At 45.4% G+C, this 24602-nt stretch carries 27 protein-coding genes and 2 riboswitches; of the genes, 8 read left to right on the forward strand and 19 right to left on the reverse strand.

The window, feature by feature from the left end; all coding sequences use genetic code 11:
* Window positions 1-77: 77 nt before the first annotated feature.
* From ADA01nite_RS07465 to ADA01nite_RS07475, 3 genes are read right to left on the reverse strand one after another with little or no spacing between them, the layout of a single operon-like run.
* Complete coding sequence (locus ADA01nite_RS07465; protein WP_146809321.1) at window positions 78-1214, reverse strand: Ger(x)C family spore germination protein; 1137 nt, start codon at window positions 1212-1214, stop codon at window positions 78-80.
* Window positions 1198-2307 carry a GerAB/ArcD/ProY family transporter gene (locus ADA01nite_RS07470; RefSeq protein WP_146809322.1) on the reverse strand — a complete coding sequence of 370 codons (1110 nt, stop codon included), beginning with the start codon at window positions 2305-2307 and terminating at the stop codon, window positions 1198-1200. Before ADA01nite_RS07470 ends, ADA01nite_RS07465 begins: the two co-directional genes overlap by 17 nt.
* Window positions 2304-3845, reverse strand: coding sequence for a spore germination protein (locus ADA01nite_RS07475; protein WP_146809323.1), 1542 nt, complete (start codon window positions 3843-3845; stop codon window positions 2304-2306). The genes ADA01nite_RS07470 and ADA01nite_RS07475 overlap by 4 nt, the downstream gene beginning before the upstream one ends.
* Window positions 3846-4271: 426 nt before the next feature.
* Here ADA01nite_RS07475 and ADA01nite_RS07480 point away from each other — a divergent pair, with 426 nt between their 5' ends.
* Together ADA01nite_RS07480 and ADA01nite_RS07485 are read left to right on the forward strand one after the other, a co-directional pair.
* Window positions 4272-4670: a CidA/LrgA family holin-like protein gene (locus ADA01nite_RS07480; RefSeq protein ID WP_146809324.1), complete on the forward strand. Its 399-nt coding sequence runs from the start codon at window positions 4272-4274 to the stop codon at window positions 4668-4670.
* Window positions 4646-5338, forward strand: coding sequence for an LrgB family protein (locus ADA01nite_RS07485; RefSeq protein ID WP_146809325.1), 693 nt, complete (start codon window positions 4646-4648; stop codon window positions 5336-5338). The genes ADA01nite_RS07480 and ADA01nite_RS07485 overlap by 25 nt, the downstream gene beginning before the upstream one ends.
* A 110-nt stretch (window positions 5339-5448) precedes the next feature.
* Here ADA01nite_RS07485 and ADA01nite_RS07490 read toward each other — a convergent pair whose 3' ends face one another.
* On the reverse strand, window positions 5449-5904 hold the full coding sequence (locus ADA01nite_RS07490) for an OsmC family protein (RefSeq protein ID WP_146809326.1): 456 nt from the start codon (window positions 5902-5904) through the stop codon (window positions 5449-5451).
* Between the two features lie 251 nt (window positions 5905-6155).
* On the opposite strand from ADA01nite_RS07490, the gene ADA01nite_RS07495 reads away from it, so the two are divergent.
* Both ADA01nite_RS07495 and ADA01nite_RS07500 read left to right on the forward strand, forming a co-directional pair.
* A complete protein-coding gene (locus ADA01nite_RS07495) occupies window positions 6156-7655 on the forward strand; it encodes an aldehyde dehydrogenase family protein (protein ID WP_146809327.1) in 1500 nt (499 codons plus the stop codon).
* Window positions 7656-7869: 214 nt separating this feature from the next.
* Window positions 7870-8832 carry a carbon-nitrogen hydrolase family protein gene (locus ADA01nite_RS07500; protein ID WP_146809328.1) on the forward strand — a complete coding sequence of 321 codons (963 nt, stop codon included), beginning with the start codon at window positions 7870-7872 and terminating at the stop codon, window positions 8830-8832.
* Between the two features lie 384 nt (window positions 8833-9216).
* Here ADA01nite_RS07500 and crcB (ADA01nite_RS07505) read toward each other — a convergent pair whose 3' ends face one another.
* Both crcB (ADA01nite_RS07505) and crcB (ADA01nite_RS07510) read right to left on the reverse strand, forming a co-directional pair.
* Window positions 9217-9588 (reverse strand): fluoride efflux transporter CrcB, encoded by a 372-nt coding sequence (crcB, locus tag ADA01nite_RS07505; RefSeq protein ID WP_307724483.1) that lies wholly within the window; start codon window positions 9586-9588, stop codon window positions 9217-9219.
* Entirely contained in the window at window positions 9585-9971 is a 387-nt protein-coding gene (gene crcB / locus ADA01nite_RS07510) for a fluoride efflux transporter CrcB (protein ID WP_146809329.1), read from the reverse strand. Before crcB (ADA01nite_RS07510) ends, crcB (ADA01nite_RS07505) begins: the two co-directional genes overlap by 4 nt.
* A gap of 48 nt (window positions 9972-10019) precedes the next feature.
* A riboswitch (Fluoride riboswitch) is annotated at window positions 10020-10079 on the reverse strand.
* A gap of 401 nt (window positions 10080-10480) precedes the next feature.
* Between crcB (ADA01nite_RS07510) and ADA01nite_RS07515 the strand changes: the two genes are divergently transcribed.
* Window positions 10481-10723, forward strand: coding sequence for a PaaI family thioesterase (locus ADA01nite_RS07515; RefSeq protein ID WP_281285994.1), 243 nt, complete (start codon window positions 10481-10483; stop codon window positions 10721-10723).
* Window positions 10724-10971: 248 nt separating this feature from the next.
* Here the strand turns inward: ADA01nite_RS07515 and ADA01nite_RS07525 are convergent, their stop codons facing one another.
* The 7 genes from ADA01nite_RS07525 to ADA01nite_RS07550 form a co-directional block, all read right to left on the reverse strand.
* Window positions 10972-11166 (reverse strand): hypothetical protein, encoded by a 195-nt coding sequence (locus tag ADA01nite_RS07525; RefSeq protein ID WP_170230188.1) that lies wholly within the window; start codon window positions 11164-11166, stop codon window positions 10972-10974.
* Window positions 11167-11306: 140 nt separating this feature from the next.
* Window positions 11307-11483: a hypothetical protein gene (locus tag ADA01nite_RS21965; RefSeq protein ID WP_170230189.1), complete on the reverse strand. Its 177-nt coding sequence runs from the start codon at window positions 11481-11483 to the stop codon at window positions 11307-11309.
* A gap of 183 nt (window positions 11484-11666) precedes the next feature.
* Window positions 11667-11930: a hypothetical protein gene (locus ADA01nite_RS07530; protein WP_146809331.1), complete on the reverse strand. Its 264-nt coding sequence runs from the start codon at window positions 11928-11930 to the stop codon at window positions 11667-11669.
* Between the two features lie 273 nt (window positions 11931-12203).
* The gene (locus ADA01nite_RS07535) at window positions 12204-13064 is read right to left on the reverse strand and encodes a CvfB family protein (protein ID WP_146809332.1); all 861 of its coding nucleotides are present in this window, start codon (window positions 13062-13064) and stop codon (window positions 12204-12206) included.
* A gap of 15 nt (window positions 13065-13079) precedes the next feature.
* Window positions 13080-15191, reverse strand: a complete 2112-nt coding sequence (locus tag ADA01nite_RS07540; protein ID WP_146809333.1) for an ATP-dependent helicase — start codon at window positions 15189-15191, stop codon at window positions 13080-13082.
* Window positions 15192-15387: 196 nt separating this feature from the next.
* The gene (gene scpC / locus ADA01nite_RS07545) at window positions 15388-16932 is read right to left on the reverse strand and encodes a succinyl-CoA:acetate CoA-transferase ScpC (RefSeq protein WP_146809334.1); all 1545 of its coding nucleotides are present in this window, start codon (window positions 16930-16932) and stop codon (window positions 15388-15390) included.
* Between the two features lie 338 nt (window positions 16933-17270).
* Window positions 17271-17942 carry a LytTR family DNA-binding domain-containing protein gene (locus ADA01nite_RS07550; RefSeq protein ID WP_146809335.1) on the reverse strand — a complete coding sequence of 224 codons (672 nt, stop codon included), beginning with the start codon at window positions 17940-17942 and terminating at the stop codon, window positions 17271-17273.
* Between the two features lie 187 nt (window positions 17943-18129).
* Between ADA01nite_RS07550 and ADA01nite_RS07555 the strand changes: the two genes are divergently transcribed.
* A complete protein-coding gene (locus ADA01nite_RS07555) occupies window positions 18130-18774 on the forward strand; it encodes a GerMN domain-containing protein (RefSeq protein ID WP_146809336.1) in 645 nt (214 codons plus the stop codon).
* 59 nt (window positions 18775-18833) lie between these two features.
* Here the strand turns inward: ADA01nite_RS07555 and ADA01nite_RS07560 are convergent, their stop codons facing one another.
* The 6 genes from ADA01nite_RS07560 to ADA01nite_RS07585 form a co-directional block, all read right to left on the reverse strand.
* On the reverse strand, window positions 18834-19925 hold the full coding sequence (locus ADA01nite_RS07560) for a YheC/YheD family endospore coat-associated protein (protein ID WP_146809337.1): 1092 nt from the start codon (window positions 19923-19925) through the stop codon (window positions 18834-18836).
* Window positions 19926-20144: 219 nt separating this feature from the next.
* Window positions 20145-20561 (reverse strand): FixH family protein, encoded by a 417-nt coding sequence (locus ADA01nite_RS07565; protein WP_170230190.1) that lies wholly within the window; start codon window positions 20559-20561, stop codon window positions 20145-20147.
* A gap of 46 nt (window positions 20562-20607) precedes the next feature.
* The gene (locus ADA01nite_RS07570) at window positions 20608-21381 is read right to left on the reverse strand and encodes a sensor histidine kinase (protein ID WP_146809339.1); all 774 of its coding nucleotides are present in this window, start codon (window positions 21379-21381) and stop codon (window positions 20608-20610) included.
* Window positions 21378-22043: a winged helix-turn-helix domain-containing protein gene (locus ADA01nite_RS07575; RefSeq protein ID WP_170230191.1), complete on the reverse strand. Its 666-nt coding sequence runs from the start codon at window positions 22041-22043 to the stop codon at window positions 21378-21380. Before ADA01nite_RS07575 ends, ADA01nite_RS07570 begins: the two co-directional genes overlap by 4 nt.
* A 130-nt stretch (window positions 22044-22173) precedes the next feature.
* A complete protein-coding gene (locus ADA01nite_RS07580; RefSeq protein WP_146809340.1) occupies window positions 22174-22806 on the reverse strand; it encodes a DNA-3-methyladenine glycosylase family protein in 633 nt (210 codons plus the stop codon).
* Window positions 22803-23258 (reverse strand): hypothetical protein, encoded by a 456-nt coding sequence (locus tag ADA01nite_RS07585; RefSeq protein ID WP_146809341.1) that lies wholly within the window; start codon window positions 23256-23258, stop codon window positions 22803-22805. Before ADA01nite_RS07585 ends, ADA01nite_RS07580 begins: the two co-directional genes overlap by 4 nt.
* Before the next feature lie 206 nt (window positions 23259-23464).
* Window positions 23465-23619: riboswitch (FMN riboswitch) on the forward strand.
* A gap of 6 nt (window positions 23620-23625) precedes the next feature.
* On the opposite strand from ADA01nite_RS07585, the gene ADA01nite_RS07590 reads away from it, so the two are divergent.
* Entirely contained in the window at window positions 23626-24219 is a 594-nt protein-coding gene (locus ADA01nite_RS07590; RefSeq protein ID WP_146809342.1) for an ECF transporter S component, read from the forward strand.
* Between the two features lie 173 nt (window positions 24220-24392).
* Complete coding sequence (locus tag ADA01nite_RS21970; protein WP_170230192.1) at window positions 24393-24551, forward strand: hypothetical protein; 159 nt, start codon at window positions 24393-24395, stop codon at window positions 24549-24551.
* Window positions 24552-24602: the final 51 nt, after the last annotated feature.

Below are 24602 nucleotides of genomic sequence, written 5' to 3' on the forward strand. Positions count from 1 at the left end.
TTTTCATGTTGGGGTTGCGGCTGGAAAGCTATGGTCGTGAAAAACGGTTCGTACCTGCTGCCTGCTGCGTATAGTCTTTATTGAATCACACCATGACCCTTAATTTTTATGATCGGCGTTACCGTAACGATCGCCCGTGAAAATTCGTCCGGCCAGCGATTATCAACCTTTTTCCACTGCTGATATTGATACGCACGCGCATACCACCCAAATCCAAACGGATCAAGATGCTGCTTCTGCACTTTCTGAATCAATCCATTGAGCTCCTTTTCGAGCTGATCGGTAATAATCGCAGTGAGTTGCTCCTGCTTTTTTTTCATATCTACATCAAATGTACGCTCCGCCAGATCAATCTCGAGATTCATTTTTACATCAAATGAAAAACGGTTCTTCTTATAATGGGTCGAAATACTGCGGCTTAGTCCAACTATATTTACAGTTACAAAGTCTGTATCTTTTCCATTTTTGCCAATATTAGAGGTTTTCAATGACGGGGGCGGCATACGGATGGTAAGGGATACCGGGAGCCTCGCCTCTTTCTGCAGCATAAGAAGCAGCGCGCTTTCCCGGCGGTTTAACGACATCTTATACCTGGCTTTCTTATCCAAAAGCACAGAACCGGTGACAACGATCGCCGTCTTTCCTTTTTTAATTTCTGAAATGGCAGGCGTAATTCCCTTATCGAATGCCAGCGTATGAAAGTGCTGTATCGCAGTAAACGCTGTCCGATTGGACTCCTTTGCTACATTGATTACATTGGTTAGGTACATAGGAAGGATGGGTTTATCGGTAAACTCACTGTTCACAATGGAAGAAACCGATCCCTTCACAGCGACCATGCGCATATTCCCTGTATCTTTTGCATCACGATAGAAGACGTCCAGATAGGGTAGGATGCTTTCTTTTTTAAGCAGGCGCTCGCTCAACATAATTACCTGCAGTTTCCCTTTCGCAATCTCACCATTACTTATACTGTTAAACACGTCTCTCGCCTGTCTGCTTGTATCTGTTTTTCCCCCATATACTTCGTATTTCTTTTTCGCATCTTTATTAAAAACAGGACTTACCTGATAGACAATAATCTTATTATCTCCATCCACATCCAGACCATAGACTAAAGATAGGGTTGTATCCTCCACATTAAGCCGATCCCCGCATGCCGGCATGAGCAACAGCCAAAAGCATGCCAGGATGAATTTAGCCCGCTTTATCATCGATTTGCCTCCTTTTCCAATGCGTATAACCTGTTACATAAAAAAGGAACATAACCGGAAATGCATAGGCGATGAAATAACTCATCCACCCCCACCACTCTTTCCAGAGTTCAAGCTCCTCATAGGACGGCTTGAGGAAGAAAAAGACAACGACAAAGAGCGGAAGCAAAAGGTACGGTAGCTGCCAGTCCTTTTTATTAAACAGCTGAGAAAGAGTATCGATAACAAAAAAAAGGTAGGGAATCCCCGAAGTTGAAAAAAGAAAAATGTAAAAGGATACAAAGATGATTTCCATTCGTTCGAGAAACGGAAACTCGATCGGTTTGACAAGGGTAAGCGTGGGCCATAAAAACTGCGTGATTTCATCTGGGCTAAAATACACAAAACAAACGAACGTAATATGGAGATAAACAATAAGGGTAAGGGCATTGGCAATCACAATCCCTTTGGCTGCGGCTTTTTTATTGTTTAGATAAGGATAGAAGAGAAACGCCATCTCAAATCCAAGAAAGGCAATGGTCGTAGTTTTCACTGCATAAAGGATCGGCATCCACCCTTCCTTCAATATGGGCAGCAGGTAAATCCAGTGACTATCTTTGAGCGGGAACATTAACAATATCGGCAGCCCAAGCGTGAAGAAAAAAACAAACTCGGCATAACGCCCGATGATCTGTACACCCCCACGTATAATGATATAGGTGTTAATCATAAATAGGGTGACGATAAGATAATTAGACGTGTTCGGTAAAACCCATGTTCGAAGAATGGATAAGGTAACAAAAAGAATGATCGTGGCAGCGAATAAAGCATATAACATCCAGATCACCATCACTGCTTTCCCCAGCCATTTCCCCAGATACCGTGTCAGCAACTCAAGCATGGTATCCCCTGGATGCTTGGCCATAAGGTGAACAATACATAAGCTAACGATCGTAGTGAGGACCGATCCGATAATAATCGAGATCCAGCCGTCCGTACCTGCCGTCTTGGACAATTCTGCCGGAAGAGTCAAGATGCTGGTTCCTACCTGGGTTCCATTAATAGCTAGAATATACTGGAGTAATGTTATTTCTTTCTTGACGAATCTGCTCATTGATCCTCCCTACGTTTTCTCCTATCCCCTTGCCGTTGTAACTGGTTAGGCCGAATCGATACAGGGCGCTTCTTCATCATCCACATTGGTAAACGAAGAAACGTGTCTTTCATATCCGAAAGACGCAGCGGTGAGATGGGGGCGCTATACGGGACTCCAAGGGATTCTAAAGATAGTAAATGGGCGAAAATTGCCATCATTCCAGATATGATGCCCACTATGCCAAAAGCAAAAGCGAGAAGCATCATCGGAAAACGAATCAGCCGTACCCCATGCAACATTTGTAAATTCGGAATAATAAAAGAAGCAATCGCGGTGATAGACACGACAATGACCATAATATTGCTTACAAGTCCGGCCTGGACCGCCGCCTGGCCAATGACAATCCCGCCGACAACACCTATGGTTTGACCAATGGGTGCCGGGAGCCGGACCCCTGCTTCCCGGAGCATCTCAAGTATAAGTTCCATAAGCAGCGCTTCTACTAGAGGTGGAAAAGGGACCCTCTCCCGTGATTCTGCAATCGATAAAAGTAATGGAAGCGGAATCACTTCATAATGAAAGGAAATCATCGCGATGTAGAGAGCAGGTGTAAAAATCGCGATGAAAAATCCAGCGAAATGCAGGAGCCGGATAAACGAAGCGGCGAGCCATCGTATATTATAATCATCTATCGTTTGAAAAAAAGCTGAAAAGGTCATCGGTCCAATTAACACGCCCGGCGTGCGGTCTGCAACGATAGCGAATCGCCCCTCAAGGAGATGGGAAGCTGCCGTATCCGGACGTTCCGTAATGGCAAGCTGTGGAAAAGGTGTAAACGAATTATCTTCGATGAGTTCTTTTAACTGTCCGGTAGTAAGAATCGCATCAACACGAAGCGATGTAATTCTGCTTTCGACTTCCTGGAGAGCCTGTTGATTTACAACATCTGCCAGGTAAAGCAGCGAAATTTTTACACGTCCCCGCTCCCCAACCATCAATTCTTTCGCCTTTAACTCCCGGCTTGGGATATAGCGGCGGATCATGGCAATATTTTGACCGGCTGTTTCAATAAACCCCTGGTGTGCGCCGCTTTTGACTGACAATTCTGCCTGCGGCTCCTCAATCGCTCGCTCCGGCCATCTTTGTGTTTCAAGTTCAAGGGCAGAGTCATGTCCATCAATAAAGAGAATGCTTTTCCCCATCAGGAGGGCCTCTTCAATATCAGACCATTTCCGGACTTTTTTGATCTGTCCTATCGTCACAGCAGATTCCAAAGCATCTTTTTGGTTAAATTGCCCATATAAAAGCGGACGAAGAATATCTGTGTTAATGACTGTCTTATCTACCAGACCATCCATATACACAAGAGCCGCTTTCTGTCCTGTTTTTAATGAAATCTCACGGGTGGTAAGCTCCGGAATGCCGCTAAACAGCCTAGATACCTGTTGGAGGTTTACAGAGACAGAGGGATCGATTCTCCTGTGTAAGATGTCATCAGCCTGTTTCTGACTGCGAAACGCTGGTTTACCTCTCAAGAAATAACGAAAGAAAGACATACTTTCCCCTTTTCTATGCCCGTATTTTTGTACTATTTATTATGAGAAATTAAATAAAGAGATATACATTTATTGAAATTACTGAGGGTAACAAAACCACCATGGCTGATGAGTCACAAGCTCTGCCATAAAAATGAAGGGAAGAGTGGCTGACTTTTGGAGGTGCGGGGAAAAAGAGAGGAAAGAATGGGGGGAGGGCGAAGCTATTGCATCCCACAGACATCAGAGATACAATAACAAAAGAATCCATGCTATAAGCTGTTGAAACTTTAGCTACGTTTTATTTTATCTTTATAAATTTTAGAAATTTTTCACTAAAATAAAACTACTGTTTTCTGTTCAATAGCTCTTTTTAGACATCGCATAAAATGAAGGGGGGACGGTACTCCTCTTATAGCTGTATCCGTGAGGACTTAACCATGCTAAATGAAAATCATTAAAATTATTGCACAAATCGCGTTATTATACGTTTTTTCTTTTGTTGGAGATTGGCTGCATAACTTGCTGCACCTGCCGATTCCGGGTAGTATCATTGGATTGTTTCTATTATTCATTGCATTAATACTTAAAATCTGTCCTTTAACATGGATTGAAACGGGAGCGGAACTTTTACTGGCTTATTTGCCGCTGGTATTTATCCCGGCTACCGTCGGCGTCATGAATTATCCCCATCTCTTTGCCGGTAGTGGCGTCATGCTTCTCTTTATCGTTATGGTTAGCACCCTGATCGTTATGATTGCAGCCGGGTGTACGAGCCAATGGTTAGCGAATCGAGCACAACAGAGAAAGGAAAAAAAAATGTGTCAAGAGCATTTATCGCAATAATCATGATCGTATTGACGGTCGCTGCTTATTTATGCATGAATCGATTGTATAGACGTTTTCATTTACCATTTTTAATACCAACTCTGACGACGACGTTAACGATTATTGTCATTCTTGTTTGTTTCCAGGTTCCTTATAAAACCTATATGATTGGCGGACAATGGATTAGTCTCCTATTAGGACCGGCGATTGTTTCTCTTGCCTACCCTTTATATAAACAAAGGGATATCTTACTGAAAAATTTGGTTCCGGTTTTAGGGGGCGTTTTTGTCGGCTCGATTGTCGGAATCATAAGTGGAATATTATTTGCGCAATCCCTTGGTTTCTCAAAAAGTCTGATTTTTTCCCTTGTACCTAAATCAATCACAATACCTGTGGCGATGCAAATAGCTTCTGAACTGGGCGGTGTTCCTCCGTTAGCCGCCGTATTTGTCATGATCGCGGGATTTACTGGTGCCGTCTTTGGACCTTACATCTTCAACCGGTTCAGAATTACGGATTTTTTAGGTCGAGGAATCGCACTGGGCAGTGCGTCGCATGCGATCGGAATAGGGAAGGCTTTGGAATATGGGGAACATACGGTCTCGATGGGTTCTGTTGCGATGACGTTAAGCGCGATCTCGGGTTCTATTTTTGGACCTTTGATTGTCTGGTTTTTTTATTCTTAATCTGCATGGCGGGAAAAACAAGGGGGTGGTACTCACGCTATGAATACCCCTCCCCTTTTTCAACGATTGACTTTATCTAATGTAGAACCCGCTTCTTGACATTGTTGTATTTAAACCTTACGCCATTTTGTATCAATTTCAATCCCGGCATCAACAAAAAGATTAAATACCGGACATCTACGCTCTACTTCATTTTTCAGTTGCTCCACTCTCTCTTCGCTTTCTTCTGTTTGTATATTCACCTGAAAACGAATTTTTTGGAAATGCGGGGAAACGCCTTCTACTCCCATTAGTCCCCGGGTATCAATAATGCCTGTGGTTTCAAAATCAATTCCTGAGAAAGTAAAGCCTAATTCCTGAGCTACTAATGGAATCATAACACCATTACAACCATTAAGGCCTGCAAGCACATATTCTACTGGATTTGGTGCCGTATCCTCTCCCCCTAACGCTACTGGTTCATCTATCGAAAAAGTAGGGAAATTTCGTACAGAAATATTCGTTTTGACGCCGGATTCCCACTTACCTGCAGCGGACACTTTAACTAATGTAGAAGGTTGAGCCATAGTCTTTCCTCCTTAAACAAAGTAAATTTATAGGAATTAATAAAATTATACAGAAACAAGAATCAAGTGTAAAGAAAAAATTTTCAAAATTCACGCTTTGGTCGTATTTTCCAGATCAAGCGTTTCAAACACTAAGACAAATTTTATGAAATAGCTTACTTTATCTAACGAGATTAAAGCGGAATATTTAAAACCCTTTATTCAAAACCTATGTGAAGCAGTAAAAAAATCAGTGTAAGGAGTGGAGTGTTTTGAGTAATACCACTGAGAAGGTCCATCCAAAAGTACAAGACTTCTTAAAAAAGGGACCGCGAAAACTTTTTATTGATGGTCAGTTTGTCGAGTCAATTTCCGGCAAAACATTCAAAAGCATAAACCCGGCTACTGGTGATGGTCTTTGCGAAGTATACGAAGCAGATGAAAAAGACATTGATCGAGCGGTAGAAGCGGCAGAAAAAGCATTTCATGGACCCTGGTCCAAAATGTCCGCCAGTGAAAGAAGCCGTTTAATTTGGAAGTTAGCGGATTTAATTGAAGAAAATCTTGAACCTATAGCACAATTAGAAACACTTGATAATGGTAAACCCATTAGGGAGACAAGAAATGCAGATGTCCCCTTGGTCATCGATCATTTCCGTTATTATGCGGGATGGGTTAACAAATTTAGTGGAGAAGTAATCAATAATTCGTTACATCCACACATTTTTACCTATACACGTCGCGAACCTATTGGCGTTTGTGGACAAATTATTCCATGGAATTTTCCTTTACTCATGGCCTCATGGAAACTGGGAGCTGCGCTTGCTACAGGTAACGTTGTTGTCTTAAAAACTGCTGAAGACACTCCTCTGTCTGCCCTGTACCTGGCTGAGTTAATTCAGGAAGCAGGGTTTCCGGAAGGTGTTGTCAATATTATATCCGGTTATGGACATATTGCAGGTGCAGCAATAACGAAGCATCCAAGAATTCGCAAAATTGCTTTTACCGGGTCCACCGAGGTTGGAAAGATTATTATGCGCGATGCATCTCAAAACGTAAAGCGCGTAACCCTGGAATTGGGTGGGAAATCACCGAATATTGTTTTCCCGGATGCCGATTTTAGCAAGGCAATACCGGGTGCACTTCGCAGCATCTTTTTCAATCAGGGTCAAATTTGCAGTGCGGGTTCTCGTTTGTTTGTTCATAAAAAGATTTATGATAATTTTCTTTCAGATATGGCCAGCGAGGCATCTAAGCTAAAAGTTGGCCCTGGACTGGAAGAGGAAACGCAGGTCGGTGCACTGGTTTCCGCCAAACAATACGAAACGGTCAGAGGATATTTAGAAAAGGGGAAAGAGGAAGGGGCAAAAGCATTAACCGGAGGCGCTCCCAAGGAAGGTCCCGGATATTTTGTTCCACCCACCATTTTTGCTGATGTTAACGAACAGATGACAATCGCGCGGGAAGAAATTTTTGGACCGGTTGTTGCTGCAATGCCGTTTGATGGTGATGAACAAATAGCCGATGTGATTAGACGGGCAAATGACAGCGAATATGGATTAGGAGCCGGGGTCTGGACAACAGATGTTCGAAAAGCCCATAAGGTAGCTCACGCATTGGAGGCAGGAACCGTGTGGGTGAATTGCTATAATCTCTTCGATGCCGCAATGCCTTTCGGTGGATTTAAACAGTCAGGGTTTGGCCGTGAAATGGGGAAATATGCCCTTGAAATGTATACGGAAGTTAAATCAGTCTGGGTAAACTTGGAATAGTTTTTAACTTACGATCACAAGCTACAGGGGACAGAGAATCAAAAAGTGAACTTTCTCCCCTGTTTTTTCCATAAAACAGATCAATATACCCCATTATCCGATTGAATATATTGATAATTTCGTACCATTCTATTATTCTTAATTTTAATCAACAAAAATATCCAGTTATAGGCATTCTATTTTTTAACTTTTGTTGCAGGAGGACGGGATAAGAATGGTACAAGATAAAGTCCGCGTAGCTGTTGTTCAAGCCGCATCAATTATTATGGATCGTGAAGCAACAACCGAAAAAGCAGTATCTTTAATCTATGAAGCTGCAGAAAAAGGAGCTAACTTGATTGTATTCCCTGAAGCTTTTATTCCCGGCTATCCTCGTGGATTATCATTCGGCATGAAAGTAGGAAGCCGATCTGAAGCCGGTCGTAAAGATTGGTTGCGGTACTGGGAAAATTCTGTACCTGTTCCTGGTGAAACAACAAACATGTTAGGTGAAGCAGCACGAAAGGCAAACGTGTATCTTGTAATTGGAGTTATTGAGAGAGATCAAGAATTTAGCGCAGGAACTGTATATTGCACAGTACTATATTTCGGACCAAATGGAAAACTTCTTGGAAAACATAGAAAGTTAAAACCCACGGGGTCCGAACGGTTGATCTGGGGCGAAGGGGACGGAAGTACACTTCCGGTCATTGAAACACCTTTTGGAAAAATAGGCGGTCTTATTTGCTGGGAAAACTATATGCCTTTAGCCCGAACAGCCATGTATGCAAAAGGTGTAGAAATATATATTGCGCCTACGGCTGATGCCCGGGATACATGGCAATCAACGATTCGTCATATTGCTCTGGAAGGCAGATGTTTTGTATTGTCCTGTAATCAGTTTGTTACAAAAGATATGTACCCGAAAGATTTAGCCTGCTACGATGACCTCGTATCATCCCCGGAAGAAATGTCTTCTGGCGGCAGTGCTATAGTCGGGCCGCTTGGAGAATATATCGTTGAGCCTGTGTTTGGGAGAGAGGATATCTTGCTGGCGGATTTAGATTTACGTCTAATTCCTTATAGTAGACTTGATTTTGATGTAGTAGGCCATTATGCAAGACCTGATGTTTTTCAACTCATTGTGAATGAAGAAGAGAAATGTAGTGTTCAATCGATTAACGTAAAAGAAAAATAATCAATCATGTATATGGCTAAAATAGAAAAAGCAGGTGATTTGCCCGCTTTTCAGGTTGCCCAGACTTTCCCGACAACCTGGAAATCTGCCCCTTCTTCGGAAGGGGGTTTTTGTTTATTTATCAAGGAAAGAGGATATACTTGTGATGAGTTAAACTCTCCTTCACTCCTTGCCCTTCTGCATTGCAGAAGGGATTTTTATTTTCGCTCAAACTGCTTCCATCGCTCCCGTCTAAGTTCCACTTTTCGACCTATATGAAATAATTACCAAATATTATAGAGTGATAGTATGAATCCCCCAAAATATTCTTTCTTCTTCCGGCTTAGTGCCGGCTTTTTTATTTCATAAAATCCCCGCCTCGTAAGCGGGGATATCTAATGTCAGTTATGATAACTCTCCTACATTCATACCAATCCAGCAAAATAATAGGCCCCCTACGATAGATAGCAGTACATAGCCTAATGCATACAACAATTGTTTCTTTTGCATTAACTGAACTGTTTCATAACTAAAAGTGGAAAACGTCGTATAACCTCCGCAGAATCCAGTTCCGAGCATCAGCCAAAGCCAATTCGCCACATTTCCACGAGTATGGAGGAAGAATAATATTCCAAGAATAAACGATCCTGAAATGTTGATAATGAAAGTACCCCAAGGAAATAAACTATTGCTTTTAGAAGTAACCCATTTTCCTAAATAGAATCTAGAAATGGTACCTATAACCCCGCCCAAACCAATTAATAAAATCATACTCATGCTGTTCCACCTCGCTTTGTTGCTTTAGCTAAGGTATAACCTATCGCTGAAAAAGCGATACCACCTGCAATACTTATCACCATATAAACAATGGCAAGTTCTACATGATGCTTTTGAATGAGAGTAATGGTTTCAATGGAAAATGTTGAAAAAGTGGTAAAGGCTCCAGTAAATCCCGTACCAATTCCAAGGCGAATTTCAGGACGAACGTTCCAACGTATCAAAGTAATTGTTAAAAACCATCCAAGAAATAAACACCCTAACAAGTTAATAATCATGGTTCCCAAAGGAAATCCATTGGACAAAGGCAAAATCACCCTCCCTAATTCATATCGTGAGATTGTCCCTAAAAATCCTCCAATGATAAGTGCAAATAAATTCATGTTGTGCCTCCCTTTTTTTCTGAAAAAAACAGACTCCTACCAGTAAAATCACCGGTAGGAGTCATTAGCCTTTCAGCAGTTATGGCGAACTCCATCGCCTTTTAAGTTAAGATCATTATATATAAAAGAAACCCCATCATCAAATTGGTCAAGACCCCATTTAGTGGACACCGAAAAAACCCGTAAGAGTAATTTTGATATACAAGTTTTATAACATGAGCGCTGAATTAAAGTTCATCATGAAACCATCTATGTATGACATAATTTTTCTTCAACCTATGCTCTCCTCCTGTATGCACGACGTTCAGCATACTCTACGCAAAGCGTACATACGACAATCGGTTTGCCCTTATCGTTTAAGTACCGTCGTTTTTCGTTCGTTTTACGCTTGCAAAACGCGCATGTACTACCACTTTTTAAAGAGGGATGGGGAATATGAAGCAAACGGATCGTTATAGTTTGTATATCTTACGGTAAAGTAGAAGAAGAAAAAGGTAGTCATTTCTTCATTGGCTGATGTAGCCATGTCAAACTTGGTTTCGGCAAATGAAAACGGTATACAACGAGTTGTGACCGTCGATTTACATGTTTCCTTTTTGAGACCAGCTACTGGCACATACTTGATAGCAAATGCCCAATTTGAAAAACAGGGTAGAACTTTAATTCACACAGAGTGTTCGATTTATAACGATAAACAAGAACTTGTTGCTAAATCTAAAGCGATCTATTTCGCAAACCTTGCGTATTCTTAAGAAAAAGCAAAGTGATTTAAGACGGTCTCTGAACGTCTTGGACATGCCAGTGTCACGATTACGCTCGATACGTATTCACACATATTGCCCGATATGCTGAAAAAGTTAGCTAAGAATCCAGAAACTTCCATGAAGAATACACGACAGCAATCTTCTCCAAGCGCTTTAGCAGACTAAAGGTGGTCAAAATGTGGTCAATCGCCCTTTTCCATTAAAAATCCCCGCCTCGTAAGCGAGGATGTGTTTGCTTATTTCTTCTTTTTCCGGTAGGGAAGTGAGATGCTCTTTTTGCCTTTAACCGGCGGTAAATTGCGGTATTTCTCGAGTTCTTCATCGGACATGTGATATGTGACCACTTCGCCCGGACGCATGTTTGTATCGTCTTTTTCCTTCTGCGGAATTACCGAGTGTTTGTTGAAGTAAAGCAAGCGTCCATGTACCATGTTCATCTACTCCTCTGCTTCAGTCTCTACCGCTTCAACCTAGGAGTAATGTACCCAATTTTTTGCATTGCGAAACATTTCCTGCTTAATTTGTATAAAAAAGGCGCTTATATCAGAGCCCGGTGTTTGCGTTTATTCAGTCAGTTTGCCAGACGTTCTTCCTCACCCATCTCCTGTGCAATAGTAACTCTCGGAGAACCCTGTTCGGCAACTTCTTTGGCAAACAAACGTGCTTCCTCCAGTGTTTCAAATGCTGCCACGCAGTTGTCGTTCGATTTTCCGAACAAAGAAATAGTTTCATATACCACGTAGTACATTTTTCCACTCTCCTTTATGTTGTTCTGTTGGATATAAAAAGGAAAATATAACGTATTCATTGTAGTACCCAAAATTTTTGATGCCTAAACCATTTTATTTAAAAAATGTATGTTAAAACAGCGAAAATGTGCCAACTTTTTTCCGACAAAAAAGATAATGCCCTGCACAAAATGTACAGGACATTATCTATAAGCATCCCGGTAGGCGTCCATGCCCATCCGCCGGGTAATCTCGCGGTTCACTTCATGTGCCTGCTGCCAGGATACGCCGGTATGAAGCGCATGGATGTCTATCGTCTCTCCGTTTCGCATCTCTTCCAACACTGTCGGACATTCTTCCAGTTCCTGAGGCTCCGTTATCGAATTTTCCATATAGCGTACCTGCGCCCGCAGAAGCGATAAGCGTTCCCACTTCTTGATTTGCGATTTTTCATCATAGTACAGCATTGTCCGACATCCTTCCCTGCTCTATGTTTTTTATATGTATCTGGACTATGTAGGATATAGTTTCGAATTCATTACCCTGTTTATGTCGCATTTTAAACATTTCTATATGTTTTTTTATTTTATTTCTATGTTGTTTATAATCAGAATATTTTTTACTTATATTCTATGTGCTTTCCTGTTTGTTTATACTCATTTCTCGCTAAGTAAATGCATAGGTTATCTGTTATAGAAAAAAGGCGCTGAACGTTATTGTTCAGCGCCTTTACTCTCTTCTTATTCCTGTTCGGTCAAAATCGTCCAACCATCTTCCTGATAGGCCCGACGCTCTTTCATCAACTTCCCGAGCGCGCGTTTAAATGCGGCTTTGCTGATGCCGAACTTTTCTTTAATAATGTCCGGGTCCGTCTTGTCCGTATACGGCATACGGCCGCCCCGGTTCTTGATATAATCGTAAATGCGTGCCGCATCCTGTCTGTAGCTGACTTCCTTACGCGGCTTTGTCGTGATATTCACTCGCCCGTCATCACGCACTTTGGACACCCGGCCTTCCACCCGCTGGCCAACGCGAAACGGCTCTTTTGACTCCTCCCGGTGAATGAAGGCAAGATGCTGGCCTTCCGTAAGAAGGAACGCCCCGATTTTAATTACTTTATAGACGTAGCCGATGATGTCTTGATTGAATACATCTTTCCCAGCCGGTACAGCAATCTCTGCAAAGTCCTCTTCCCTGCCGAGCAAAGCCAGCATGCGGCCCTGTTTATCGTGTTCGAGCTGAACATACACCCGGTCGCCAGGACGCGGCCATTTGCTTTTCATTTCCGGCAATTGATCTGCCGGAAGCAGCAAATCTTTCTGAATGCCATTATCTAAAAATACGCCCATGCGCGGATGTACGTCTTTTACTTCCAGCCAACCGAACTCACCGAGCGTCACGTTCGGCTCATGCTGGGTAGCCGCCAGCCGGTCCTGATGATCATGATACAGAAACACTTCGATTTGCTCGCCGATGGCAAGCTCGCCTTCCACTTCACTTTGATGGAGCAGCACGTCCTGCCCTTCCACCGATACAAAATAACCGAACGGCGCCTGCCGCTCTACGGTTGCTGTTACCAGCCTCCCTGCTTCAGGTTTCACTCTGTGTCATCCTCCTTACGATTTCCTGGGCGACAGAACTTGCGGTACACTCTGGAATGCCTTCAGCAAAAACGGCGAAACCGGGACCGGTTTACCTCGGAAGTATTGAGGTGAGCTAATATAAAGCTCCCGCATCGCGCGCGTTATCGCCACATACGCGAGTCGGCGTTCCTCTTCAAGTGCCTCGTCCTGTTTTTCCTCACTTTTTTTATGCAGCCAATAATCCGGTTTTTCTTCCGGATCGACCGCGATACTATGGGGCAATACACCGTCAATAGCCCCGATAAGAATGACGACCGGATACTCAAGCCCTTTGGCGCTATGAATCGTCTGCAGCGTGACGCCCTGGCTTATCTGCTGCGTCTTTCTGCGTGTCTCTTTTTGTGCGAGAATCGTATCGACATACGCCAAAAACTCCGGTACGGTGGCGAATGCTTTCACCGCCTCTTCAAGTTCAAACAAATCGTCACGCAGCATTTCTTTGTGGTAGGTCACCGCGCCATCCTGTTCGCTGCCGAGAAATTTATCGTACCCGCCGCCTGCTTCGTTGCGGATTTCGCGTACCGCCTGCAGCGGACTCAGTCGTGCAATGCTGCGAAGCCAGCCCACCTGCTCGGCAAGCCTGCGACGCTGAAATGACGGCAGTGCGTCCAGGTGCACAAGCGCCTCTAAATACGATACACCACGCTGAATAGATACGATCTGAATTTCTTTCATGTAGCGGGCTTTGCTGATATACAGGCACGGCAGGATGCCTTCAAGCGCCTCTTCATTGTACGGATCGAGCGACAGCCTGAGAAAATCAAGCACCGGCCGAATGGTAGACAGTTCGTAAAACGTAGGATCGTCCCGATGCGTCGTAAATGGAATACCGCTTAAAAGCAGTTTTTCATATAGGGTGCGCGCCGTACTGTGGGTCCTGTACAGAACGGCAATATCATTGTATGTATACTCGCCGGAGCTAACCAGCCGCTCGATAAGGCTCAGCACTTCCTCCGCTTCCTTTTCCGCTGAACGGGCCATGAAATATTTTGGCAGGCCCGCTTCGCCGGGCAACACTTTCAATTCTTTTTTAAACCGTTTCCGGTTATGACGAATCACTTCATTGCCCAATCCAACAACGCCCGCAGGCGAACGGTAATTAATATCAAGCGTAATGCGTGTGCAGCCCGGATGCTCGTCTGGAAAGCGGAGAATAATCGACGGGTCAGCTCCACGCCAGCCGTAGATGGCCTGGTCCGGGTCGCCCACTACGCACAGGCTGGCTTCCGCTGAAAGCAATCGAATCATTTCATATTGTGCGATGTTTGTATCCTGATATTCGTCCACCATGACATACGCCATCCGGCGGCGCAGCGCGGCCAGATAGTCAGGATGGGCGCGCAAAGTCTCGATGCAGCCGGTAATGAGATCTTCATAGTCAATGAGATTGTTCTCCCGCTTATGCTCTTCATACCGCTTCAGCACACGCCTCGCATCATCTTTCAGCCCTTCTACTTCTTCTGTTACCCATGTATCCCCTACCACGAACAGGTTGTTTTTCAAGTACGCAAGGAGTGACAGCAGCGTTTCCGGTTCATACTGTTCGCCGGTTGCCATCTCTTTGGTAATCTGTTCGATCATAAATTCCTTCTGTTTCTCGCTCATGATACGTGGCGGATTCGCCAGCCTGTGAAAATAGATGGTCCGCGCCAGCGAATGAAAGGTGCCGGTGATAATCTGCCCCACCATCGCCTGTGTGACCCCCGGGATCGAAAGCAACCGCTCCTTCATCTGGCGGGCTGCCTGCCGGGTAAACGTAACCAATACGATATTGCGGGGCGGTACGCGTTTGACCAGCATAAGGTAGGCGGTACGGCAGGTGAGGACGGTCGTCTTACCGCTTCCCGCACCGGCATTAATCAGCACCTGGCCTTCCACAGCACGCACGGCTTCGATTTGAGGTTCATTTAGGCGAATGCCTGTTTGCTCAAGCGCACGAAAGAAAAACGCGTCCGGCGCATCATCTTCAACCAGTTGTTCCGAGGTCAATCCGTCCGTCGTCTCGGCTTTTGGAATGGCGGAAGACGCGGATACACCGGGCGGCATATATCCCATTTCGCACGTATCCTCCTGGTGTTGTTTCATCCTTTATCAAACTCCCATTATCCGTAGCGTCTTTTTCCACTATACAGGAAAGCGAATAAAAAAGGAATGAGAAAAACGCGCGGGCGTGGCCGCTATCATGAAAAAAGATAGCCGCCTTTCCACGGGAAAAGGCGGCTATCCGTTTCTCTATTTGTACTCTCCACTCACTGTACCTGCATGGACAGCTTTTGTATGTTTACACTCGCGTCGGTTCTTTTTCATTTGTTGCTTTATCTATCGTCTGTCCCTCAAGCATCGTGCCTTCCTTCTGGAAGCGGGTATGCCAGGAGAACGCTTTTTCCAGCACATGCGGCGTCTGTCCGCCGCGCTCACAAGCTTCTTCGAAATAAGCGCGAAGTTGCGGACGGTAATCCGGATGCGCACAGTTCTCGATAATAATACGGGCACGCTCACGCGGAGAAAGTCCCCGCAGATCAGCGATGCCCTGTTCTGTGACAATAACGTCTACATCGTGCTCCGTATGATCTACATGCGACACGAACGGCACAATGCTTGATATTTTTCCGCCCTTGGCAATCGACTTCGTGACGAAGATGCCGAGGCGGGAATTACGGGCAAAATCGCCGGATCCGCCAATGCCGTTCATCATGTTGGTTCCCATTACATGAGTTGAATTCACGTTGCCGTAGATGTCAAGCTCAAGCGCCGTGTTGATAGCAATCAAGCCGAGGCGGCGGATAATTTCCGGATGGTTGGAAATCTCCTGCGGACGCAGAATCAGGCGATCTTTGTATTTCTCGAAATTCCGGTAGACCTGCTTCCCTTTTTCCGGTGACAAAATAATCGAACAGCCGGAAGCAAAGCGGATTTTGTCCGCATCCAGCAGATCGAATACCGCATCCTGCAGCACTTCCGAATATACTTCCAAATCGGTAAATTCGGATGCCAGGAAACCGTGGAATACGGCATTTGCCACCGATCCGATACCGGACTGCAGCGGCGCCAGCGTCTTCGGCAGACGGCCCGCTTTTACTTCACCACGCAAAAATTCGATTAAGTGTGCAGCCATCGTGGCGGTCTCTTCATCCGGCTGTACAATGGACGAAGCTGTATCCGGCTCTTCTGTTACGACAATTCCCTTGATTTTTTCAAGCGGCACCTGAATGGCCTGGGTACCGATACGCTGCTCAGCCTCTGTAAGCATAATCGGCTGCCGTTTCCCCTGCGGCCCTACATCATATATATCATGCACCCCTTCAAGCGAAAGCGGATGCGCCAGATTCAACTCGATAATGACTTCTCTGGCATGCTCAACAAAGATAGCAGAGTTGCCGACCGATGTTGTTGGTACAATGTAGCCTTCTTCCGTAATCGCAACCGCTTCCACAATTGCAATGTCGATTGGGTCGATTGTGCCCGCCCGCACCATCTCTGCCGTATGGGAAAGATGCTGATCCACATAGATGATATCTCCGCTGTTAATCTTGCTGCGCATTCTCTTCTCTGCCTGGAACGGAAGGCGACGATTAATAATGCCTGCTTCGGCCATAATGCCATCCACTTCCGAACCAAGAGACGCCCCTGTATATACGTTAACTTTTAGTTGTTCACCGGTTTGTTTAACACGATCCACAAGCGCGCGCGGTACGACCTTAGCATCCCCGGCTTGCGTAAATCCGCTTAAGCCGAGCGTCATTCCGTCTTGAATCCAGCCAGCCGCTTCCCTGGCCGTTACAAGACGTTGCTGAAGCGACGCATTCCGTAAACGTTTCGCAAACATATAGATACGCTCCTTTATGAAAACGTTATTATTTTAACAATTTGTAATATAAACAATAGCATGCCTTATACGTCCGCGCCGCAAAAAGACGATAAAGCAGAATTTATATAGATAAGCCAGAAAAAATGACCGTGAAATCAATCCTATTTCCTTCAAAAAATGTAAGCGTTTTACCAGATGGTCATACTTTTCATAAAAAACACCCCATTAGCCACAAGCCCTGCCATAAAAATGAAAGAAAAGGCGAACGCCTTTTTCTTCCTTAGCTCTTTTTTTCCCTATCCTCTCCTTACTTTCCTCATGATTTTTACAAAAAAAAGAAGAGGATTGCCTCTTCCCTAAAATCCCAGCAGGCGCCGGAAAGAACTTGCATATTTTTGACTCACCGGTACACGTGTACGCGCTGCATCATTCATAATTAGCATAAAGGTAGAATGAAAATCCGGATGGATTTCAGCAATGGAGTAGACATTGACCATATACGCGCGATGGCAGCGGACAAACAAATCCGATGGAAGAATGCGTTCTAATTCCACCAAACTATACTTATTCACGTACACGCCGCGCTCTGTATACAAGTATGTTTTCCCCTTGTCCGATTCGATAAAATGAATTTCATGCAGCGGAATCGGTACCCACCGATCTTCGCCTTTGCCGATGAGAAAATGATGACGGGGAAGCTTTGGCACTCCCGGCGTTGCCGTTGGCGGAAAGATTGCCGTTATGCACCCCTCTGCATTCCCTTCATTAAGAATCGGCGTGCTCATTGCGTAATACGGCACGCCGAATACGCTATTCTCCAGGTACTGCTCGACTCTTTGCTTCCGGGTAAGCGCCTTGCTTGTCAACGTGCTCTCATGAATATCGTCTCCCGGCTTGATTTTCAAATCTATGGCTCTGCTGGGCTGATAATAAATAAATTTCGACTTGTCCGCAATGGCGATCGAAGCTTCCTGTGGAAACACGTCGCTAATCGCTTTCACAATGGAAAGTATGGATGAATTCTCCATGATGTCATCTCCCACTCTCTGATTCGATCTATATTGTAGCACAAAAAATTTACAAAAAGGTGCACCGTTTTAAACTTCCAAGCGTCTAACTACAATGGAGAGATTAGGACTTCAGCAGGTGTTTTCTGGTAACTTATTGTGTAAGAATAGAAACTAAGGTGATTTCAGACAGAAGGGAAGGATACATATGCGTCTTACTCATGCACTTTTTTCTATCGTACTTATGATTATGTTGGCCCTCACCGGCTGCACGTCGTCCACACCAAGCGGAGCTCCGGCTCCTGCCAACAATACAAACAACAATGAAACCCCTCCTGCACAGCCGCCGCAGAACAATAACGGACAGCAGACTCCTGCGACCGAGCCTGCGAACGGAGAAGCACAACCTGCGGAAAACGGAGAAGAAGTAAAAGAAAAAGAAGTGATGCTGGTGTTCAGCGACTCCAATCTGATGGAGCAGTACAAAGAGCCGCGCACGATCAAGTATAAAAAGGAAGAGAACCTGCCGACCATTGCATTGATGGCCTGGCAGAACGGTCCACAAAACAAAAACCTTACCTCACTTATACCGAAAAACGTGAAAATCCAATCGCTGAAAAAAGAAGGTGACACAGCAATCGTTAGCCTGTCGCCGGAGATTAAGCAGGCGAATCTTGGTTCTACCGGTGAACAGTTTCTTCTTGAAGAAATGGCGACCATCCTAAGTCAATTCGGGTATAAAAACATGAAAGTACTTGTTGATGGCAAAGAAGTGGAAACAATTCTTGGCCATATGGATACGACCACGCCAGTTGAGCCGTTGAAGCTGGATGAATTAAAAGAAATGAAATAACAGCAAAGTCCTTTCATCTCCACATGGAGAAAGGCAGCACCCAAAGGGATGCTGCCTTTTTATGGTTTCTTTTTTCCCCTGTCAAGCAAATAGCGAGCATATCCCATTGGATTCGAGTACGTTGCTTTCCATTCTTTGGGCATCTGGGCTTCCCGGTACGCATAACGCTGATCACGTCCGTTGCACTCAATAAACAGCGGCACGCCCTGCCGATTAAGCCCAATGTCAAGCCCCACATCCGCAAGGCCGGGAAGAGATGCTTCAAGCCGACGCACAACACGAAGCGCAAATGTCTTTACCTCGCTTTCCACTACATCCGCTTGCAAATCCGGATATTCTGCCAGGAGAATGTGAAGCCGATAGACTTTCCCTCCCTGGCCCACATTGCTCAAGAATTTGCCGGTTGGCGCTACTTTGCCTGCCATACCGGTGACCTGCCATTCTCCGGTTGCGCCTTTCTGTACCGTGACGCGTAAATCAAAAGGATTGCCGCGGTACGTCAAAAGCGGCAGTTCCTCTTGAATATGAAAAGACCGGGTACGCAGTTTCTTGGAAAGATGCGCGGGAAGCGATTTGGTAAAAAACGTATGCCGCCAGCGTTTCCGCCCATTTTCCAATACCGCGTAGGATAGTTTGAATCCATTGCCCATCCGGGCAAGCCGCATGATGCCGACACCAATGCTGCCGCTGTCCGGCTTAATAAATAACGCATGATTTTTCTTCATCATCTGCCGCAGATTTTCGACTGTCCCGCTCATCGTTTGAGCCAGATGCGAACGCAGATTAGGATCCGCCCATAGCAAAGAATGGATATATGGCTTGCTGTAACGATTCCACCTGTTAAATACGATATGCTTTTTGGCCAGAAGGTTCAGCTTTTTCTTCGAACGGCTTGAAAACAGCAATGCGCGATTATGAATGACACGAGGAGTGGGAACGCGCACACGGCGGTACACGCCGCATGTTTTGACGTAAGCCAGCACGGTCTTATGACCAGGGCGCAGGTCAGCCAAACGAATATAGCACGGTTTCAATCCGTACAAACGGGCGCCTTCTTCATAGAAAGCCAACACTTCCGTCTGTGTTCGTCCCTTCGGAATTCCCCGGTACATCGATTGATTAAGCAAAATACCCACATATGAAGCCTTCATCGTCTGCCTCCTTGTCTGCCTTCCTCTATACAGTATGAGGCGATAAAGGCCAGGGTGCTTGTTTCCTTATCCCAAAGGCGAGCTAAACGCAAGAATATGCTGAAGCGACGCACACCTGATTCCGTCCGGTCGCTTTTTCCTGGTACAGCGTCTGCACTGTTGAAGACCTCTTCTCATTTCATAAATAAGAGAAATAACGGTAAAAAAACAAGCGTTCGCTCACTTTTTCTTGTCTTTCACTTCAATTTTGTGATTGGTCATACTGTGCAGTCCACGCGCGTCAATATGATACATTACATAATATGTTCCCGGTTTATCAAACTTCTGTTTTGCAGAATACACACCCTCCCCGCTTTTTTCCGCTGGAACCATTGTGTGTTTTTCTTTTTGCCCCTCACGCCAAATTTCGAATTTCACATCGTCCGCGTCGTTTACTTTCTCCCCTCCCTGGGTCACCGTTACAGAGAACGTCGTTTCCTCTTCTGGCTGTGGCGACTGTGGCTCAGCGACAAACTGTACCTGCAATTTCTCAGGCACCTTTCTCTCCCCGTTCTGCTTCTCATTGCCACACCCGCCCAGATAAAACGCGAGAAGCAGTACAAAACAGCCGATGATGATTTGCGGGTAACGTCTCATAATCCCACTCCTTCCCTTTTCTTCATTTTCTGATAAGGCCCTCCGGTTATTGTTCAGCATAAACCGGGAGCCTCACAGTGACTGTCGTCCCTTCACCGACCTTGCTGTCGATCGCAAATGTCCCGCCGTGCAGATGTACGATTTGATTTACTTCTACACGGAGAACGCCGTGCTCCTCAGGCAAGTGCTTCAGCGCATTATCGCACAGGTTGTATACCACCTGTTCCAGACGATCTTCATCGCCCCAGACAATCGCTTCCGGATCTGCATCGAGTATAAGCCTGACTCGCTTCTCCATAATCGACGGTGCAAATATCTCAAGCGTATCTTCCACCAACTGTCCAAGCGGCAGGGGGGGCGCTCGCAGCGGGTAAGAGGCGCCTTCGAGCCTTTTTTCGTCCAGCAACGGAACAATCACCGCCATAATCTGCCGGCCGAACCGCTCTTCGTATCCCACCTTACTAACCGTATGTCCGGCTACAAGACGAGCACGTTCTTCCCGGGTAATCAAAGCATCGTATTCTACCTCGAAAGGCAGACAGGCACCCAGTTGACGCGGATTCTCAGTCACAAAAATTTCCGCTTCGGATGCTTCGTTTATTCGGTCTACAATACTGCGAAACTCCGGTGTCAGTCCTTTGCCCTGATACATCCGGGCGATATGCTCTCCCTGATATATCAATGAAGCCCCGATATTCTGGATATATAACTTCTCATATAAATACTGGGTCAGTCCATACGTGGCGAGCACGGTAAAAATTACGCCGGAGCTGACCAACAGCCAAAGCTTCTGATTGAGTTTCAGTGAAATGCGCTTCAAATCTGCACCTCAAACTTACAGCCAATGCCCCGGACTGTCTGAATAAGGCCGGCGTGCTCGCCCAGCTTCATCCGCAATGTTTTGATGTGCGTATCCATCGTTCGTTGCTTTTGTCCGGTTTCACTTGAGAATACGGATACATCTTCCTCCGGTAAATCCCCCCGTCCATGTCCGCCAATCCACAACTCTTTACGATCCGACATAAGCAAACCGCCCATCGGTGACTCATTCATCCGAAACGTACGTGTAACCCGCCGGTCCGCAAGCGCGATTTCCCGCAGGGTGGCATCCTGCAAATCCACCACATACAGGAGATTTTTTTTCTCATCAAGCAGCATAGTAAGAGGGGATGGCCCAACTTTAATTTCGCCTTTTTGCTTTCCGTCCAGCGTATGCGCTTCTTCCTCGTTTTTTCCATACAACAAAACAGTATGCCGGTCCGGCAGCAACAACATGCGTGCAAACGAGAAGTCCGGCTTCCAGGTTGCCACTGTCTTCCCGCTCTCTGTCTCCAAAAAAGAGACGGTTTTCTCCCGAACATTCGCTACCGCCAGTACGGAATCGGAATCAGAAATTCTGGCGAACGCCGACGGTTGGCAGCCGGCTAAAGCCAGCCAAAGAAACGCTAAAAGCAATCCGAACGCCGGGCATTTTTTACTCATTTCAAAAGCTCCTTATTTAGGATTACGTCTTTATTATAATGAATAATTGTGTGGGATTTGTGAAATGCAGGATTGTCCGCCCGATAAATAACGAAAAAGGGGTGGAGATAATCTCCTACCCCGTTTTTCGCTATACAGGCGGTTTGTTGTTTAAGCTTTGCCATAAATACAGAGAAGCAAGAGTTTCATACGGAAACCACCGTGCACCGATTTCAAGCATCTGCTTCTTATCGGGTAACTCAGCGAAGCCATAATGCAGTTGGATGGCTTTTTTAATGCCTAAATCATCCACCGGAAATACATTGAGTCGCCCCATTCCGAACAGTAAAAACATTTCCGCCGTCCACCGGCCGATGCCTTTTACCCGAATCAGTTGACGGACAACTTCATCATTTGATGCGGATGTCAGCGCCTCAAGCTGCAGGCGCCCATCCGCGCAAAACGCGGCGAGATCTTTTATATAAACAACTTTCGAACGCGATAGCCCAAGCTCCCGAAGCGCCTCTTCCGGAGCGGATAGAATGACTTCCGGCTTCCATTCGCCGTTAAAATAACGCAGCACACGCTCCGAAATCGCAGCAGCCGCTTTCACAGAAAGCTGCTGGGAGACGATCGATTCACACAGCACCGCAAAATAATCACTGCGCGGCCGCCACGGATATGGGCCGTACATCTCGATTAGCCGGGCTATTACCGGATCGGCCTCTCTAAGATATGCCATGCCTTCCATTATCGTTCGCTCATTCATCACTTCGCTGTTCATATAGAGCTTTTCCTTTCCTCCCGCAAAAATTCGGTTAACGTATCCTGCTTGGCCCAATAAGCAATGGATGTGTTATTTTTTTTACTGCCGGGACGACGGACAATAAAATCGTTTCGATATGGAATAATTTCAATGATGCTTCTGTCCTTTTGCATAATCTTTAAAGTTGCTCCTTCACCGGCTGGCTCTTCCATCTTCTGAACGAGCTTCGCATTGTTAAACAGCGTTACGATCCGGTCCTGTTCTTCTCCGTTCAGCAACCGCTCCTCACCGCCTGTGGTCTGCAGTGTAATAGCGCTCACCTCTTCCGCCCTGAGCGGCTGGTGCAGATGATCATTAGAGTAATACTTTTCGAGGCGTTTTAGCCAGCCGTTCGGCAGACCGAACAAGAAAACCAGTACAACAACAATGAGATAGCCAATCCATTCCGCATAGGAAATTCCAAAAATCATGATTTTCTCCCCTTTTTGCACATACTTGCCAGTTATGTCTGCAAACAGTTATTTTTCCTTCATTATATAACAATCGAAATAGAATAAAATCATCGTTAACTCCTCTAACTCTCTCATTCACCTTTTTGCTATTTTTCACTTTCATATTGACGTCCGTACATTTTCATGGCATATTTCTAATTAGGTTGTGAAATTTGTAACACCATATAAACCTTCAGGGCAGGGTGAAATTCCCGACCGGCGGTGATGGGGCTTCGTGCTTCTCAGTCCGCGACCCGAACGCAAAATCAGCAACCGCGCGTTTGGTGGATCCGGTGCAACTCCGGGACCGACAGTATAGTCTGGATGGGAGAAGGGAGAACTTCATATGAGAGGAAAGGTACGCAGAACAGCGTTTTTGTCGCTGTTGTCGACCATCGGATTTCTGCTAATGTTTGTAGAAATCCCGTTGCCGATGTTTCCGGCGTTTCTGAAAATCGGCGTAAGCGAAATTCCGGCACTGATTGGCGCTATTTTATTCGGGCCGTTGGCCGGAGTAGCGGTGGAACTAATCAAAAATATTCTGCATTTCTTGCTGACCAACCAGGGCGGCATGGCTGTAGGAGAGTTGTCCAATTTTGTGGCAGGAAGTACGTTTGTTGTGGTTTCTGTTTTGCTTATGCGCAAGCTGAAGCAAAGCAAAGTGAATTTTTGGCTGGGTATGGCGGCCGGCACAACCGCAATGGCGATCGTAATGACAATAGCCAACTATTTTGTATTTATTCCGGCATTTGCCTATGTGTTAGGCATGTCCGTTCAAGATATTGTCGGCTGGTCGCAGGAAGCGAACAGCCGCATTACAAGCCTGTGGGCGCTTGTAATTTATGCCATCCTTCCATTTAACCTGATTAAGGGACTCATCGAAGCGGTCATCACGTATCCGATTTATAACCGCCTGCGTCCTGTACTGCAGGGCAAATAAGATGGACGGCGTAATTTCGTTTCACAACCTGACAATAAGGTAACGATTCAAGGCTTCTACTGCCCAGTGGAAGCTTTTTATTTTGAAATCATAAATTTTTTTCTTATCCCCCTCAAAAAAGGACAACGCATACGAATATATGTAGCAAAGAATATGGACGAGGTGACATAACCATGAACCGGATGGAAATCCTGATTAACTCGGCAGATGAAATGCTGGAAACAATGCAGACGCTGCAAAGCGATTATCCGAATGCGATATTTGAAGGGCTTGAGTATATCGGTATCGAAAACGGGCAGCTTTCAATCAAACTTTCTTATACGCTGAATTAAACAAAAAAGACAGGCGCATACATCACCGCCTGTCTTTTTTCTGTGAAAATC

It is taken from the genome of Aneurinibacillus danicus (genome assembly GCF_007991215.1).
Lineage (GTDB): Bacteria > Bacillota > Bacilli > Aneurinibacillales > Aneurinibacillaceae > Aneurinibacillus > Aneurinibacillus danicus.

Coding starts and splice junctions, on each gene's coding strand:
- ADA01nite_RS07465 (WP_146809321.1), bottom strand. CDS start 1,214: ATGATAAAGCGGGCTAAATTCATCCTGGCATGCTTTTGGCTGTTGCTC.
- ADA01nite_RS07470 (WP_146809322.1), bottom strand. CDS start 2,307: ATGAGCAGATTCGTCAAGAAAGAAATAACATTACTCCAGTATATTCTA.
- ADA01nite_RS07475 (WP_146809323.1), bottom strand. CDS start 3,845: ATGTCTTTCTTTCGTTATTTCTTGAGAGGTAAACCAGCGTTTCGCAGT.
- ADA01nite_RS07480 (WP_146809324.1), top strand. CDS start 4,272: ATGAAAATCATTAAAATTATTGCACAAATCGCGTTATTATACGTTTTT.
- ADA01nite_RS07490 (WP_146809326.1), bottom strand. CDS start 5,904: ATGGCTCAACCTTCTACATTAGTTAAAGTGTCCGCTGCAGGTAAGTGG.
- ADA01nite_RS07500 (WP_146809328.1), top strand. CDS start 7,870: ATGGTACAAGATAAAGTCCGCGTAGCTGTTGTTCAAGCCGCATCAATT.
- crcB (WP_307724483.1), bottom strand. CDS start 9,588: ATGAGTATGATTTTATTAATTGGTTTGGGCGGGGTTATAGGTACCATT.
- crcB (WP_146809329.1), bottom strand. CDS start 9,971: ATGAATTTATTTGCACTTATCATTGGAGGATTTTTAGGGACAATCTCA.
- ADA01nite_RS07525 (WP_170230188.1), bottom strand. CDS start 11,166: ATGGTACATGGACGCTTGCTTTACTTCAACAAACACTCGGTAATTCCG.
- ADA01nite_RS21965 (WP_170230189.1), bottom strand. CDS start 11,483: ATGTACTACGTGGTATATGAAACTATTTCTTTGTTCGGAAAATCGAAC.
- ADA01nite_RS07530 (WP_146809331.1), bottom strand. CDS start 11,930: ATGCTGTACTATGATGAAAAATCGCAAATCAAGAAGTGGGAACGCTTA.
- ADA01nite_RS07540 (WP_146809333.1), bottom strand. CDS start 15,191: ATGAAACAACACCAGGAGGATACGTGCGAAATGGGATATATGCCGCCC.
- scpC (WP_146809334.1), bottom strand. CDS start 16,932: ATGTTTGCGAAACGTTTACGGAATGCGTCGCTTCAGCAACGTCTTGTA.
- ADA01nite_RS07550 (WP_146809335.1), bottom strand. CDS start 17,942: ATGGAGAATTCATCCATACTTTCCATTGTGAAAGCGATTAGCGACGTG.
- ADA01nite_RS07555 (WP_146809336.1), top strand. CDS start 18,130: ATGCGTCTTACTCATGCACTTTTTTCTATCGTACTTATGATTATGTTG.
- ADA01nite_RS07560 (WP_146809337.1), bottom strand. CDS start 19,925: ATGAAGGCTTCATATGTGGGTATTTTGCTTAATCAATCGATGTACCGG.
- ADA01nite_RS07565 (WP_170230190.1), bottom strand. CDS start 20,561: ATGAGACGTTACCCGCAAATCATCATCGGCTGTTTTGTACTGCTTCTC.
- ADA01nite_RS07575 (WP_170230191.1), bottom strand. CDS start 22,043: ATGAGTAAAAAATGCCCGGCGTTCGGATTGCTTTTAGCGTTTCTTTGG.
- ADA01nite_RS07580 (WP_146809340.1), bottom strand. CDS start 22,806: ATGAACAGCGAAGTGATGAATGAGCGAACGATAATGGAAGGCATGGCA.
- ADA01nite_RS07585 (WP_146809341.1), bottom strand. CDS start 23,258: ATGATTTTTGGAATTTCCTATGCGGAATGGATTGGCTATCTCATTGTT.
- ADA01nite_RS07590 (WP_146809342.1), top strand. CDS start 23,626: ATGAGAGGAAAGGTACGCAGAACAGCGTTTTTGTCGCTGTTGTCGACC.
- ADA01nite_RS21970 (WP_170230192.1), top strand. CDS start 24,393: ATGAACCGGATGGAAATCCTGATTAACTCGGCAGATGAAATGCTGGAA.